Origin of the sequence: Arcobacter sp., from assembly GCF_050300555.1 — a bacterium.
In the GTDB taxonomy this organism is placed as follows: Bacteria; Campylobacterota; Campylobacteria; order Campylobacterales; family Arcobacteraceae; genus Arcobacter.
On record NZ_JBNKXY010000336.1, the window covers coordinates 1 to 551 of the forward strand.

Consider the following 551-nt stretch of genomic DNA (forward strand, 5'->3'; position numbering starts at 1 on the left):
CGAAATGGTATGATGGAGGGGGAGAAAATGGAATCATATAAAAAGGGTTTTCGAAGTTGAAGTGTTTTTCTCCTCTCAAAATATTGACTTCCCCTTTTATTTGAAGAGATTCTTGGAGCTTTTCTCTCTCTTTTTCAATACTTTTTCTTCCTCTCTCTCTCTCTCTCTTCGAGCTATCACGATGACCTCCTGAGCCCTGGAGCGGCCGCGCCGCCCCATGGTCGTGAGTCCACCATGGACCGAGAGCCTGCCATGATCCACATACCCGATCCATGACTTTTTCCTATATAAAAAAATTCCAAGAAATCCCAGAAAATGATGAAATCACAGGAAAGCCCTAGATTTTTTTAATAAATCCATAAACAACTCCTACCTTTTTTAAATTAGCCCCTAAACTTTACTATAATCAGTTTTCAATCTATTTTTTTTACAAAAAGGCTCTCAAATTTTTGGCAATGTTGTAATTTCCAAATATTGATCCTTTATATTTCTCATCTTCAAACAATAATATTTTCATGTTCTTACAAAATATTTTAGTTGTTTTTCCCGCT

Annotated in this window: 1 protein-coding gene; it reads right to left on the bottom strand. The window is 36.5% G+C overall.

What is annotated here, in order from left to right; translation table 11 throughout:
* Positions 1 to 274, bottom strand: a 274-nt coding sequence (locus ACQY5W_RS13485; RefSeq protein ID WP_428025484.1) for a hypothetical protein, incomplete at its 3' end; no start/stop codon positions are given.
* Between the last annotated feature and the right edge of the window lie 277 nt (positions 275 to 551).